General features: G+C 72.3%; 13 protein-coding genes and 1 tRNA gene. 7 read left to right on the top strand and 7 right to left on the bottom strand.

Features of this window, described 5'->3' with window-relative positions; all coding sequences use genetic code 11:
* Positions 1-121 precede the first annotated feature (121 nt).
* Positions 122-195: transfer RNA gene (locus tag B9S61_RS33670), tRNA-Met, on the top strand.
* A 121-nt stretch (positions 196-316) separates the two neighbouring features.
* Here B9S61_RS33670 and B9S61_RS33675 read toward each other — a convergent pair.
* The 3 genes from B9S61_RS33675 to hisN all read right to left on the bottom strand — a co-directional run bounded on the left by B9S61_RS33675 (position 317) and on the right by hisN (position 2,281).
* Complete coding sequence (locus B9S61_RS33675) at positions 317-733, bottom strand: Fur family transcriptional regulator (RefSeq protein ID WP_103545564.1); 417 nt, start codon at positions 731-733, stop codon at positions 317-319.
* A gap of 176 nt (positions 734-909) precedes the next feature.
* On the bottom strand, positions 910-1,311 hold the full coding sequence (locus tag B9S61_RS33680) for a cyclic nucleotide-binding/CBS domain-containing protein (RefSeq protein WP_103545565.1): 402 nt from the start codon (positions 1,309-1,311) through the stop codon (positions 910-912).
* A gap of 169 nt (positions 1,312-1,480) precedes the next feature.
* Complete coding sequence (hisN, locus tag B9S61_RS33685; RefSeq protein WP_103545566.1) at positions 1,481-2,281, bottom strand: histidinol-phosphatase; 801 nt, start codon at positions 2,279-2,281, stop codon at positions 1,481-1,483.
* A gap of 130 nt (positions 2,282-2,411) precedes the next feature.
* Between hisN and B9S61_RS33690 the strand changes: the two genes are divergently transcribed.
* Positions 2,412-3,020, top strand: coding sequence for a TetR/AcrR family transcriptional regulator (locus tag B9S61_RS33690; protein ID WP_103545567.1), 609 nt, complete (start codon positions 2,412-2,414; stop codon positions 3,018-3,020).
* A gap of 94 nt (positions 3,021-3,114) precedes the next feature.
* On the opposite strand, the gene B9S61_RS33695 is transcribed toward B9S61_RS33690, so the two are convergent.
* The 4 genes from B9S61_RS33695 to B9S61_RS33710 all read right to left on the bottom strand — a co-directional run bounded on the left by B9S61_RS33695 (position 3,115) and on the right by B9S61_RS33710 (position 6,724).
* Entirely contained in the window at positions 3,115-3,438 is a 324-nt protein-coding gene (locus B9S61_RS33695; RefSeq protein WP_103545568.1) for a multidrug efflux SMR transporter, read from the bottom strand.
* Between the two features lie 118 nt (positions 3,439-3,556).
* A complete protein-coding gene (gene rsgA / locus B9S61_RS33700; RefSeq protein WP_103545569.1) occupies positions 3,557-4,567 on the bottom strand; it encodes a ribosome small subunit-dependent GTPase A in 1,011 nt (336 codons plus the stop codon).
* Between the two features lie 9 nt (positions 4,568-4,576).
* A complete protein-coding gene (gene aroA / locus B9S61_RS33705) occupies positions 4,577-5,893 on the bottom strand; it encodes a 3-phosphoshikimate 1-carboxyvinyltransferase (RefSeq protein ID WP_103545570.1) in 1,317 nt (438 codons plus the stop codon).
* A gap of 108 nt (positions 5,894-6,001) precedes the next feature.
* Positions 6,002-6,724 carry a M50 family metallopeptidase gene (locus B9S61_RS33710; protein WP_103545571.1) on the bottom strand — a complete coding sequence of 241 codons (723 nt, stop codon included), beginning with the start codon at positions 6,722-6,724 and terminating at the stop codon, positions 6,002-6,004.
* 60 nt (positions 6,725-6,784) lie between these two features.
* Here B9S61_RS33710 and B9S61_RS33715 point away from each other — a divergent pair, with 60 nt between their 5' ends.
* From B9S61_RS33715 to B9S61_RS33735, 5 genes are all read left to right on the top strand, one after another.
* Positions 6,785-7,600 carry an SOS response-associated peptidase gene (locus B9S61_RS33715; protein ID WP_103545572.1) on the top strand — a complete coding sequence of 272 codons (816 nt, stop codon included), beginning with the start codon at positions 6,785-6,787 and terminating at the stop codon, positions 7,598-7,600.
* 124 nt (positions 7,601-7,724) lie between these two features.
* Positions 7,725-8,342 (top strand): alpha/beta family hydrolase, encoded by a 618-nt coding sequence (locus tag B9S61_RS33720; protein ID WP_181007651.1) that lies wholly within the window; start codon positions 7,725-7,727, stop codon positions 8,340-8,342.
* Between the two features lie 256 nt (positions 8,343-8,598).
* Positions 8,599-9,285, top strand: a complete 687-nt coding sequence (gene sigR / locus B9S61_RS33725; RefSeq protein ID WP_219819990.1) for an RNA polymerase sigma factor SigR — start codon at positions 8,599-8,601, stop codon at positions 9,283-9,285.
* The gene (gene rsrA, locus B9S61_RS33730) at positions 9,282-9,584 is read left to right on the top strand and encodes a mycothiol system anti-sigma-R factor (protein WP_103545575.1); all 303 of its coding nucleotides are present in this window, start codon (positions 9,282-9,284) and stop codon (positions 9,582-9,584) included. The genes sigR and rsrA overlap by 4 nt, the downstream gene beginning before the upstream one ends.
* Before the next feature lie 156 nt (positions 9,585-9,740).
* The coding region (locus B9S61_RS33735; protein WP_103545576.1) for an HD-GYP domain-containing protein at positions 9,741-11,053 on the top strand (1,313 nt) is incomplete at its 3' end.

The raw sequence follows: 11,053 nt of genomic DNA on the forward strand, positions 1-11,053 counted from the left end.
ACTCTCGGCTTCGCTCGAGCGGGGGGACCCCCATCGCCCCAGCGGCACGACTGCCCGCGAGGGGGGCGCGGGGCAGGATTTGCTTCTGTCTCCGCTCTTGACGTAGTGTTCCATTCATCGCCGCGGGGTGGAGCAGCTCGGTAGCTCGCTGGGCTCATAACCCAGAGGTCGCAGGTTCAAATCCTGTCCCCGCTACTGAAGGCCGAGGGCCGGAATCCGAAAGGGTTCCGGCCCTCGGTCGTATGTCGTACGGAGAAGCCCCGGCACTGGTCAGTGCCGGGGCTTTCTCTCGGTCGTCCGGGAAAATCCGGCGTGCCTACGCCGACGCGCAGTTCGGGCAGACGCCGCGGTAGGTCACTTCCACATCGGAGACCGTGAAACCGAAACGCTCCGTGGCGGGGAGGTCGGCCAGCGGGTTGCCGGTGGGGTGGACGTCGCGGATCGCCCCGCACCGCGCGCACACCAGGTGGTGGTGTGGGCGGTGGGCGTTGGGGTCGTAGCGCTTGGCCCGCTTGTCCGTGGCGACCTCGAGCACCTCGCCGAGCGAGACCAGCTCGCCCAGGGTGTTGTAGACGGTCGCCCGGGAGATCTCGGGCAGCTTGGCGACAGCCCTGGAATGCACCTCGTCGGCCGTCAGGTGGACGTGCTCGCCGTCGAGGACCTCGGCCACGACACGGCGCTGTGCGGTCATCCGCCATCCACGTCCACGGAGCCGTTCCAGAAGGTCACTCATGGCACCAGCCTAACAGCAGGGGGCCGCGTCCCGAATGGATGTGACTTTGGATCCTCGCTTGACTTAGACATGGTCCATTGTGGGATCGGGGTCCTGCGCGGCTGATTCCAGCGCCGGACCGCTTGTCGAACGACGGGCCGGACTCCCTTCGGAGGTCCGGCCCGTCTCTCGTGGCGCTACGCCGAGGCGTGCTCGGCCCGCTGCCGCTGAGGTGCCCAGCAGCGGATGATGTCGCGGACCGAGACGATGCCGGCGGGCCCGTCGCGGTCGAGGACGATCAGGTGGCGGAAACCGCCGTCCGTCATGGCGACCGCGGCCTCCTCCAGGGTCCAGGACGGGGTCGCGAAGACGACGTCGGTGGTGGTGTGGGCGTGGGCGCGCTCGGTGTCCGGATCCTGGCCGAGGCCGAGGGAGTTGAGGACGTCGCGCTCGGTGAGAATGCCGATGCCGGTGCCGTCGGGGTCGAGGACCACGGCCGCGCCCACCCGGCGGGCGGACATCAGGGCGGCGGCCTGTCGGAGTGTGTGGGCGGGGCCGATGGTGAGGACCAGGGTGCTCATGGCGTCACGGACGAGCATGGATGGAGCCACCTCCTACCGGAAAACGCGAGGTCATGGGCACGGTGACCCGCTAGTTCGCGATTTCACAAATTCACAAGTGGGGGGACTCTCAGAGTGGCAGGCAAAGCGGTGGTCAACAAGAGGGCGCGCGCGGCGGGTTGGGGGCGCGCGTAGATCTTCCGCTCGCTCAGTAGCGCTGGTTGAGGTACCCCAGCAACTCGTCGTGCAGCAGCCCGTTCGACGCCGCCGCGTTGCCGCTGTGCGGTCCCGGGCGGCCGTCGAGACCCGTGAACGAGCCGCCGGCCTCCGTGACCACGATCGCGGTGGCCGCCATGTCCCAGAGCGACAGCTCCGGTTCGGCGCACAGGTCGACCGAGCCCTCGGCGACCATCATGTACGGCCAGAAGTCGCCGTACGCGCGTGTGCGCCACACCTCGCGGCTGAGGTCGAGGAACCCGTCCAGCCGCCCCTGCTCCTCCCAGCCGGTGAGCGAGGAGTACGCGAAGGAGGCGTCGGAGAGGCTGGAGACGCGGGAGACGTGCAGCCGGGAGGCCGAGGACAGACTGCGTCCGGCGAAGGCGCCGTGTCCCCGCGCGGCCCACCAGCGGCGGCCCAGGGCCGGGGCGGACACCAGGCCCACGACCGGCCGGAAGCCTCCCTCACCGGCCTCCATCAGGGAGATCAGCGTGGCCCACACCGGGACCCCGCGCACGTAGTTCTTGGTGCCGTCGATCGGGTCGATCACCCAGCGCCGCGGCCCCGTGCCCTCCACCCCGTACTCCTCGCCGAGGACGGCGTCCCTCGGGCGGGCGCGCTTGAGGTGATTGCGGATGAGCTCCTCGGCCGCCTTGTCCGCCTCACTCACCGGTGTCATGTCCGGTTTGGTCTCGACCTTGAGGTCGAGAGCCTTGAACCGGTCCATCGTCGCGGCGTCGGCGGCGTCCGCGAGGACATGGGCGAGGCGCAGGTCGTCAAGGTAGTCGGGCATGCGACGAACGGTATCCGCCGAGGTCGGTGCGGGGCCACCGGGGGGGCGGGGCCCGCGAACCCTTGACAGTGTCCGACGGCGCGTCAAGTCTGAACCGCAGGACCGGCCGCTCGCCCCGAGGGAGGCGAAGATGCCTGCAGCGCGGGAATCCCTGCTGGACGCCGCCTACACGGCCCTGGCACGTCGTCCGTGGTCCGCGGTGCGGATGGTGGACGTGGCCGCCTCGGCCGGAGTCTCCCGGCAGACGCTGTACAACGAGTTCGGCAGCAAGGACGGCCTCGCCAGGGCCCTCGTCCGCAGGGAGGCCGACGGCTACCTCGCCGGCGTCGACCGCGCCCTCACCGGGCATACCGACCCGCGCGACCGGCTGACCGCGGTCGCCGAGTGGACCACCGCCGGCGCCCGCGACAACGCCCTGGTCCGCGCCATGCTCACCGGCTGCTGGAGCGAACGCCTGCCCGCACCGGCCCTCTCTGCCGTGCCGTCCGGCTCCGCCGTGCCCGCCCAGCGCCGCGCCGACGGACCGCTGCCCTCACCCGCCGACCTCGTCGCCCTCGTCCGCGACCGCGCCGTCGACCTCCTGGCCGGCCCCGGTACGCCCAGGAGGGACACCGCCGATCTGGCCCGCACCTGTGAGCTCGTCATCCGCCTGGCCCTGTCCTGCGTCGCCGCCCCGCCGGCCGACAACGGCGTCGCCGACCTGGTGCGCGGCGCCCTGCACCGGCAGCCGGTGCCGTGACCCCGGAGCCCCCGGTGGCCGGTGCCGTGAACCCGCGGAACCGGCGGCCGGTCTCCACGCGAGCCGGCCGCCGACGCCGTGGACGCCACCCCGCTCAGTGCGAGGACCCCGAGAGCTGCAGCCCGATCACACCGACGATCACCAGCGTGATCGACACGATCTTCAGCGTCGACACCAGGTCCCCGAGGAACACCATTCCGTAGATGGCCGTCCCCGCCGCCCCGATGCCCGTCCACACCGCGTACGCGGGACCCACGTCCAGCTTCTTCAGCGCCATCGTCAGCAGCCCGAAGCTGCCCAGCGCGAACGCGCAGAACGCCACGGTCGGCCACAGCCGGGTGAAGCCGTGCGACAGCTTCAGGCACACGGCGAAGCCGGTCTCGAGCAATCCGGCCACGATGACCAGCAGCCACGCCATGTGTCGTCCTCCCGCAGTGCCACGTACGGTGACCGCTTCGCCGGGGTTCGGCGGGTTCGGGTTCGGCTCGGTGCGATTATGCACTTACCGTCCGAAGGCCACGGCAAACACGCGAAGGTCAGTCGCCGTCGGTGCGCTCCCTGCTCGCCAGCAGCCGCCGCAGCGAGTACAGCCGCGCCGGATCCGCGTGCCCCTCGGCCACCCACGCGTCCAGTGCGCAGTCCGGCTCGTCGTGACTGCACGCGCGCGGACAGCCCTCGGTGCCCGGCACCAGATCGGGGAACGCGTGGATGACCCGGGACGGGTCGACATGGGCGAGCCCGAAGGAGCGCACACCCGGGGTGTCGATCACCCAGCCCTCCGCACCCGCCAGCGGCAGCGCCAGCGCGGAGGTCGTGGTGTGCCGCCCCCGCCCCGTCACCGCGTTGACATGCCCGGTCGAACGGCGTCGCTCCAGCGGCACCAGCGCGTTCACCAGGGTCGTCTTACCCACCCCGGAGTGCCCCACGAACGCCGTGATCCTGCCGTCCAGCTGCTCGCGCACCCGGTCGACGGCGGCACCGCTCTCCAGCTCCGCACGGCTGGTGACGACGTACGGGATGTCGAGGTCGCCGTACAGCTCCAGCAGCTTGTCGGCCGGTGCCAGATCCGACTTGGTCAGCACCAGCAGCGGGGTCAGCCCGCCGTCGAAGGCCGCGACCAGGCACCGGTCGATCAGCCGCGGACGGGGCTCGGGATCGGCGAGGGCGGTGACGACGGCGAGCTGGTCGGCGTTGGCCACGACCACCCGCTCGTAGGGGTCGTCGTCGTCAGCGGTGCGGCGCAGCACCGACGCGCGTTTCTCGATCCGTACGATCCGGGCGAGGGTGTCCTTCTTCCCGGACAGGTCGCCCACGATCGCCACCCGGTCGCCGACCACCGCCGCCTTGCGGCCCAGCTCGCGGGCCTTCATCGCCATCACGACCCGGTCCCCGACCAGACAGGTCAGCCGGCCTCGGTCGACGGTGAGGACCAGCCCCCCGGCGGCGTCCTCGTGCTTGGGCCGGATGTGGGTACGGGGCCGGTTGCCCTTGCGGTTGGGACGCGAGCGGATGTCGTCCTCGTCGGTGTGCTTGCCGTAGCGGCGCATGGCGGACCCCTACGCCCCGAGCATCCCGGTCCACAGGTCGGGGAAGTCCGGCAGGGTCTTCGCCGTCGTCGCCACGTTCTCGATCTGCACGCCGTCGACCGCCAGGCCGATGACCGCTCCGGCGGTGGCCATGCGGTGGTCCTCGTAGGTGTGGAAGACCCCGCCGTGCAGCCGGCGCGGGCGGATGTGCAGCCCGTCGGCGGTCTCGGTGACGTCACCGCCGAGCTCGTTGATCTCCTTGGTGAGCGCGGCCAGCCGGTCCGTCTCGTGCAGCCGCAGGTGGGCCACGCCCCGCAGGGTGGACGGGGAGTCCGCGAGCGCCGCGACGGCCGCGATGCCCGGCGTCAGCTCGCCGACCTCGCCGAGATCCACGTCGATGCCGTGCACCGAGCCGGAGCCGGTGAACACGAGCCCGTACTCGGTCAGCTCGCAGGAGCCGCCCATCTCGGTGAAGATCTCCCGCAGCCGGTCACCGGGCTGGGTGGTACGGGCCGGCCAGTCCGGGACGACCACCCTGCCGCCGGTCACCAGCGCCGCCGCCAGGAACGGCTGGGCGTTGGACAGGTCCGGCTCGATGGTCAGATCCCGGCCCAGCAGGGCGCCGGGCGTGACCCGCCACACGTTGGGCTCGCCGCCCGACTCGGGGGTGTCCACCTGGGCGCCCACCGCGCGGAGCATGTCGACCGTCATCCGGATGTGCGGCAGGGACGGCAGCGTCGCACCGGTGTGCCGTACCTCCACGCCCTGGTTGAAGCGCGGCGCGGACAGCAGCAGGGCGCTGACGAACTGGGAGGACGAGGACGCGTCGACCTCCACCGTCCCGCCGTCCAGCGCGCCGCCGCCGTGCACGGACATCGGCAGCGTGCCGCGGTCGTCGTCGTCGATCCGGGCGCCCAGACGCCGCAGCGCGTCGATGACTCCGTTCAGGGGACGCTCGTACGAGCGCGGGTCGCCGTCGAAGCGGACGGGACCGTCGGCCAGCGTGGCGACCGGGGGCAGGAACCGCATCACGGTGCCGGCGTTGCCGACGTCGACGGTGGCCGGACCGTGCAGACCCGTGGGCAGTACCCGCCAGGCCTCGCCGGTGCCGTCGGGCCCCACGCCCTCCTCGATCTCGATCCCCATGGCGCGCAGGGCGCCCGCCATCAGCAGCGTGTCGCGGGAACGCAGCGGGCGGCGCAGCCAGCCCGGCTCGGAGGCGAGGGCGGCGAGCACGAGGGCACGGTTGGTGACCGACTTGGACCCGGGCACGTGGACCGTCGCGTCGACGGCTCCGCTTGCGTGCGGGGCGGGCCAGAGGGCGGTGTGCGCGGGGTTCGGGGCCATGGGGCCACTCTATAAGGAGGGGCACGCCGAGGCCCTGCGCCACCTGTGCCGAGGCCGCTCGTCGCCTGCGCCCGGGTGGTGGCGGACCCGTCCGGGGGCGCCGCCGGATCACAGCCCGAGCAGCCACCTGCCCCCGCCCAGCAGCGAGCACAGCGACACCGCGTGGAACAGGAACAGCCACAGCCCCGCCGGTACGTGCGTCAGCCGGGACAGCTGGTCCGCGTCGGAGTCCCCCGCACCCCCGCGGGACCGCTTGGCCTGGAGCTCGAAGGCCGGGCGCACCCCGCCGAGCAGCAGGAACCAGACCACGGCGTAGGCGAAGGCGGCCTGCACCTGGGGTCCGGTCAGCCAGGACACCAGCACGAACGTGCCGCCCGTGACGAGCACCGACACCGCCCCGTAGGCGTTGCGGATCATCACCAGCACCGCCAGCAGCAGCGCCGTGGCCAGCCACAGCAGCAGTGTGATGCGCCCGGCACCGAGCAGCGAGGCGCCGCCCAGACCCAGCAGCGGGGGAGCGGTGTAGCCGGCGGCGGCGGTGAGGATCATGCCGATGCCGGTCGGTTTACCGCGGCTGACGGTCAGGCCGCTGGTGTCCGAGTGCAGACGTATGCCCGTCAGCGTGCGGCCGGTGAGCAGCGCCACCAGCCCGTGCCCGCCCTCGTGGGCGATGGTGACGGCGTTGCGGGACAGCCGCCACAGCCCGTGCGGTACGACAACGGCGGCCGCGGCGACCAGGGTGGCGACGACCACCCACACATCGGGGTCGGGCTGGGTGCCGGACACCTCGTCCCAGAGAGAGCCGAGCGACGCGGACGCGGTGCTGACCATGCTTTCCATGTGTTTCGGATCGCTCCCTCTGTACGTACGGAGTCTGGCAGTGTTGCACGTATGTGCGGACGGTATGCAGCGAGTCGCAGGCCCGAGGATCTCGCGGGGATCTTCGGGATCGAGAAGTGGGAGCCGGAGGAGACCCTGGAGCCCGACTTCAACGTGGCGCCGACCAAGGAGGTCTACGCCGTCCTCGACCGTGCCCTCAAGGACGTGCCCGACCCGCGCCCGGTTCGGCAGCTGCGGAAACTGAAGTGGGGACTGGTGCCCTCCTGGTCCAAGAGCCCCGAGGGCGGCGCCCGGATGATCAACGCCCGCGCGGAGACCGTCCACGAGAAGCCGTCCTACCGCCGCGCGTTCTCGACCCGGCGCTGCATCCTCCCCGCCGACGGCTACTACGAGTGGGTCACCGGCCGGGAGGAGCGGGATCTGGAGGTCGAGGGGAAGAAGAAGCGGCCGCGCAAGCAGCCCTACTTCGTGACGCCGGCCGACGGCTCGGTGTTCGCCATGGCCGGGCTGTACGAGTTCTGGCGGGACGGGACGCTGCCGGACGACCATCCCCGGGCGTGGTGGGTGACCTGCTCCGTCATCACCACCGAGGCGGAGAGCGGCCCGCTCGCCGTGTCCCCGGCGGACGGCCCGCACACCCTCGCCGAGATCCACCCCCGGATGCCGCTGATGCTGACGCCGGACCACTGGGACGCCTGGCTGGACCCGTCCCGCACCGACACCGACGAGCTGCGCGGGCTGCTGGCCCCGCCGCCGCCCGGCCTGATGCGCGCCTACCCGGTCGGCACGGCGGTGAGCAACGTCCGCAACAACGGACCGGAGCTGCTGAAGGAGCTGGCCGCACCGGAAGAGGGCACACTCTTCTGACGTGACCCCCGACACGAGAGACGCGGCAGGCGCGGCCGACGCGGCGGACCCGTCAGACACCACAGATCCGTCAGGCGCGACGGACCCGTCAGGCGCGGCGGACCCGGCGGGCACCACCGAGACCGTGGAGACCGGCGCCGGCACCGCCCGGATCACCTGGCACCGCGCCCGCCGCCGTGCCCGCCTGGTCCTCGCGGTGAGCCACGGTGCCGGCGGCGGCATCGAGGCCCGGGACCTCGGAGCGCTCGCCACCGAGCTCCCCGCGCACGGTGTGACCGTCGCCCTCGTCGAACAGCCCTGGCGGGTGGCCGGCAAGAAGGTCGCCCCCGCGCCGAAGACCCTGGACACCGGCTGGCGCGGCATCTGGCCCGCGCTGGCGGCTCCAGGGCTGCCGGTGATCTCGGGCGGACGCAGCGCCGGTGCCCGCGTCGCCTGCCGCACCGCCACCGAACTCGGCGCCCGCGCGGTGCTCGCCCTGAGCTTCCCCCTGCACCCGCCGGGCAGGCCCGAGAAGTCCCGCGCCGCCGAGCTGCTGGGCGCGGGTGTGCCCACGCTCGTCGTCCAGGGCGGCAACGACCCGTTCGGCAGGCCGGGCGAGTTCCCGGAGGGCGCCTACGAACTGGTGGAGGTTCCGCACGGCGATCACGGCCTCGCCGTGCCCAGGCGGGCGGACATCACGCAGGAGGAGGCGGTGGCGGTCGTGACCCGCGCCGTCGCGCGGTGGACCGCCGCCCTCGGCTGACGTGCCGGGAATGCCCGGAGGGCGCCCGCTGTTGGGAGGGACGTATGTGCCGGTCGACGGCACCACCGCCGTAGGAGAGGAAGTCCGCCGCATGGGTTCCACGTTCTGCCCGAGCCGCAGTGCCCGCGCCGATCTGGACTGGACGGTGCTGCACGCGGCCAAGACCGCCCCTGTTCGGGCGGCGGGCGGACCGGATCGTCGTCTATCCTCCGATTCGGGTGAGACCGCTCGTGGTCTCACGACAACACTGGAGGAGGTGGGTCCGGTTCCCGGTACCGACGCAGGGACCGAACACGGCCAGGCGGAGCAGCCCGAGGCCCAGGGCGGCAAGGGCGCGGAGTCGGCCGAGGAGCGCAGCGCGCGCTTCGAGCGGGACGCGCTCGAGTTCCTCGACCAGATGTACTCGGCCGCCCTGCGGATGACGCGCAACCCGGCCGACGCGGAGGACCTGGTCCAGGAGACGTACGCCAAGGCGTACGCGTCCTTCCACCAGTTCCGCGAAGGCACCAACCTCAAGGCGTGGCTGTACCGGATCCTCACCAACACCTTCATCAACTCCTACCGCAAGAAGCAGCGTGAACCGCAGCGCAGTGCGGCCGAGGAGATCGAGGACTGGCAGCTCGCGCGCGCCGAGTCGCACATGTCGACGGGTCTGCGCTCCGCGGAGTCGCAGGCGCTGGACCACCTGCCGGACTCGGACGTCAAGGAAGCGCTCCAGACGATCCCCGAGGAGTTCCGCATCGCGGTGTATCTCGCCGATGTCGAGGGCTTTGCCTACAAGGAGATCGCCGACATCATGGGGACACCCATCGGTACGGTGATGTCCCGGCTGCACCGTGGCCGCCGTCAGCTGCGCGGCATGCTCGAGGACTACGCGCGCGAGCGCGGACTGGTCCCGGCCGGTGCCGGAGAGTCGAACGAAGCGAAAGGCTCGGGGTCATGAGCTGCGGAGAGCCGCACGAGACGGATTGCAGCGAAATCCTCGATCATCTCTACGAGTTCCTCGACCGTGAGATGCCGGATTCCGACTGTGTGAAGTTCGAGCACCACTTCGAGGAATGCTCGCCCTGCCTGGAGAAGTACGGGCTCGAGCAGGCGGTGAAGAAGCTGGTCAAGCGCTGCTGCGGGCAGGACGACGTGCCGGGCGACCTGCGCTCCAAGGTCATGGGCCGGCTCGACCTGATCCGTTCCGGTCAGGCGGTCCCCGACCAGGACGTCACGGCCACCCCGCAGGAGTCCTGACGTACCGGGCATCCTGCCCCTCCCCGGTCCTTCCTGTCACTCGTACGTGCTAATCCGCGGGTTATCGGCCCGTGGAGGCACCCCCCGCGGTCCTAGGCTCCGGAGCCTGGCAGTCGGCAGGTTCGCGTGCGGCGGGCACGGGCGGGGGAGGGGCTCATGGATGCGTTACCGGCACGGGCCCGGGCGTACGTCGCCGTGGTCACCCTGCTGGCCCTGCTCTGTCTGCTCCCCGTCGCGCACCTCCCCCGGCCGGGATTCCCGCAGGACGCCCGGGTCCCCTGGTGGCCGGTCGTCCTGCTCGCCGCGCTGTACGCGGGCTGCGAGCGCCTGGCCGCCTCACGCCTCGTCGCCGGCCCGCACCCGGGCGGCACCTTCCATCCCGTCCTGCTCGCCGGGGCCTTCCTGCTGCCGCCGCACGCCGCGGCACTGGTCGCGCTGCCCGGGGCGCTGCTGCTTCCCGTGGAGCAGCGGCCGTACCCGGCGCGCAGACTCTGGCGGGCCGGTCAGCTGGTACTCGCCGTATGGGCCGCGAGCGGTGCCCACGGTGCGGCCGGGGGCCGGGCCGCGGTAACGGCCTGTGACGTACCGGGCGCGCTCGCGGCGGCCGCGGTCGCCGTGGTGGCGTTCTGCCTGGTGCTCACCCTGCTCGACGGCGGCGTCCTGGCGCCGGCGTCCGGCGCGCTCCCGCGTGAGGGGCGGCCGGCCGCCTGGTGGCGGCGGTTCGTGAGGTCGCTGGCACCGCTCGCCGTGCACGGTCCCGCCGGGCTGATGATGGCGCTGCTGTGGCGCAGTGCGTACGGCCCCGTGGCGGCCCTGTTCGTGCTGCTGCCGATGGGCGTCTCCTGGTGGGCCTTCGCCCAGTACCACCGCGAGCGGGCCGCCCACCGGGCGACGATCCGCGCGCTGGTGCAGGCCGTCGACATCAAGGACGGCTACACGCGCGGGCACAGCGAGCGCGTCGGCCGGGCGTCCATGATGATCGCGCGGGAGCTCGGCCTGGACGACGCACGGGTCGAGGTGCTGCGCTTCGCCGGCATCCTGCACGACGTCGGCAAGCTCGGGGTGCCCACCCGGCTGCTCACCAAGGACGGTCCGCTGACCCCCGAGGAACGCCGGGTGATCGAACTGCACCCCGAGTACGGGCACGAGATGGTGCGGGGGATCTCCTTCCTCGGCGAGGCCCGCGCGGCGGTGCTGCACCACCACGAGCGGCTGGACGGCTCCGGCTACCCCTACGGGCTGGCGGGCGGTCAGATCCCCGAGTCCGCGCGGGTGGTCGCGGTCGCCGACGCCTTCGACGCGATGACCTCCACCCGCTCCTACAGCAGGGCCCGGCCCGTCCCGGTGGCGCTGGAGGAACTGCGCCGCTGCGCGGGGACCCACTTCGACCCGCGGATGGTGGGGGCGCTGGTACGGGCGATCGGCCGGACGGGGTGGCATCCCGCGGTGACCGCGGACGAGACCCGCCC

It is taken from the genome of Streptomyces sp. SM1 (assembly GCF_002910825.1).
Classification (GTDB): Bacteria; Actinomycetota; Actinomycetes; order Streptomycetales; family Streptomycetaceae; genus Streptomyces; species Streptomyces okerensis.

Bases quoted from the DNA above. Each gene is read 5' to 3' on its own strand.
- rsrA (WP_103545575.1), top strand. From the start codon at position 9,282: ATGAGCTGCGGAGAGCCGCACGAGACGGATTGCAGCGAAATCCTCGAT.
- B9S61_RS33710 (WP_103545571.1), bottom strand. From the start codon at position 6,724: ATGGTCAGCACCGCGTCCGCGTCGCTCGGCTCTCTCTGGGACGAGGTG.
- B9S61_RS33690 (WP_103545567.1), top strand. From the start codon at position 2,412: ATGCCTGCAGCGCGGGAATCCCTGCTGGACGCCGCCTACACGGCCCTG.
- B9S61_RS33680 (WP_103545565.1), bottom strand. From the start codon at position 1,311: ATGCTCGTCCGTGACGCCATGAGCACCCTGGTCCTCACCATCGGCCCC.
- B9S61_RS33695 (WP_103545568.1), bottom strand. From the start codon at position 3,438: ATGGCGTGGCTGCTGGTCATCGTGGCCGGATTGCTCGAGACCGGCTTC.
- hisN (WP_103545566.1), bottom strand. From the start codon at position 2,281: ATGCCCGACTACCTTGACGACCTGCGCCTCGCCCATGTCCTCGCGGAC.
- B9S61_RS33675 (WP_103545564.1), bottom strand. From the start codon at position 733: ATGAGTGACCTTCTGGAACGGCTCCGTGGACGTGGATGGCGGATGACC.
- B9S61_RS33715 (WP_103545572.1), top strand. From the start codon at position 6,785: ATGTGCGGACGGTATGCAGCGAGTCGCAGGCCCGAGGATCTCGCGGGG.
- rsgA (WP_103545569.1), bottom strand. From the start codon at position 4,567: ATGCGCCGCTACGGCAAGCACACCGACGAGGACGACATCCGCTCGCGT.
- aroA (WP_103545570.1), bottom strand. From the start codon at position 5,893: ATGGCCCCGAACCCCGCGCACACCGCCCTCTGGCCCGCCCCGCACGCA.